The following is a 1,260-nucleotide window of genomic DNA, read 5'->3' as shown; positions in this document are numbered from 1 at the left end:
TTTGATACTGTTAGTTTTATCATAAACGAAATTAAAAAGCATTATACAAAGATGTATATTGCAGCTAAACCATCACTAGGTTGACTCGTATTTTAGTTTCATGATATGCAATACGCAGGAGAACAAACTATGCCTGCAAAAGCTATAACCCCAGAACAAAGAGCAAATGTAATTGACGCTGTGCCAAGACTTATTGAGTTAAGAGAACACAGAGACAAGATTTTAAAAGAGTCAGAAGAAGCTCGTATTGCCAGAAGAAAGTCACGCGTAGAAGGTCAAAAGTTCGCTAGTGGCGAAGTAAAAGAAATTGCGGAAAGAATTGGTGTAAGCACAGCGACTCTTACCAAATTTACTAATTTCGCGATCTTCCATAGTTACGAGCATCTTGTAGAGAAACAAGGCTATGTAAGAACTGGTCCTATTTCACTGCAGGAGATGTGTAACATTGTTGAGTTTGCATACTGCACTCAGTTACTGCAGCCATATATTGATGCTCTGTTCTCCAAGATTATTAGCACCTTGCAAAGGCACCTTCTCTTCCGTAAAGATGTAGGCAATCAGCTAATCGAAAGTGCCAGCGTAAGTGACTTTATTCCTAACGAAAACAATGTAGTCGAGGCTTATCCTAGTTGGAATGTACAACTAATTGATAAGTTAGTTCGTCAGAAAACAGGCAAGTCATTACGTCAGGTTCTTATTGAGCATGAGGCAACATTAAGAGACGATTCAGTAGTCCGCAGATACGAGTCTGTGCAGAGTATTGAGGATCTTGATAAGTACAGCTCTTATCGTAAAACTCTTGACGATTATGAGAAGATAGCTGCTATTGCAGAAGACTTCACTGCGCCTAAAGAGAAAAAGCTCACCCAGGAAGCCCTAGCTACAAAGTTAGATGTAAATAGAGATCAAGTAGGTGAGTCACAGCGCTTCATGAAGTTGCATGGTGTGGACGAGTATAAGTCCCTAAATGGAACAGTTTATTCAGGCCATTTCAGTGAATTAGAGATTTCAAATATCTTGGATTTTATGGATGCTTTTCATCTTCCACAAACCGTTGTAGCAACGGTCTTCAAGATACACAGAAAGATCATTACTCGAGCCGTTCGTAACAGGAAAGTGAACGGTAGTACTTATCCTTGTTTTATAGCCAATGTGCCTGAGTCAACTAATATCGCTGTTCTCAAGGAAATTATTAGTAAATATAATAAAAATGTTGATTGCCACGACCTAGTAAAAGCATTTTATTTGAAGAAGGGCCTA

The 1,260-nt window shown here is 38.8% G+C and carries 1 protein-coding gene; it reads left to right on the top strand.

All coding sequences use genetic code 11. The features are described from left to right. Window positions 1-129: 129 nt before the first annotated feature. Window positions 130-1,260, top strand: a 1,131-nt coding sequence (locus H524_RS15835) for a hypothetical protein (RefSeq protein WP_044122395.1), incomplete at its 3' end; no start/stop codon positions are given.

The sequence above is a fragment of the Anaerobiospirillum succiniciproducens DSM 6400 genome (genome assembly GCF_000482845.1).
GTDB lineage: Bacteria > Pseudomonadota > Gammaproteobacteria > Enterobacterales > Succinivibrionaceae > Anaerobiospirillum > Anaerobiospirillum succiniciproducens.
Note: the sequence above shows the minus strand (reverse complement) of the source record. Positions and strands in the feature narration are given on the sequence as shown.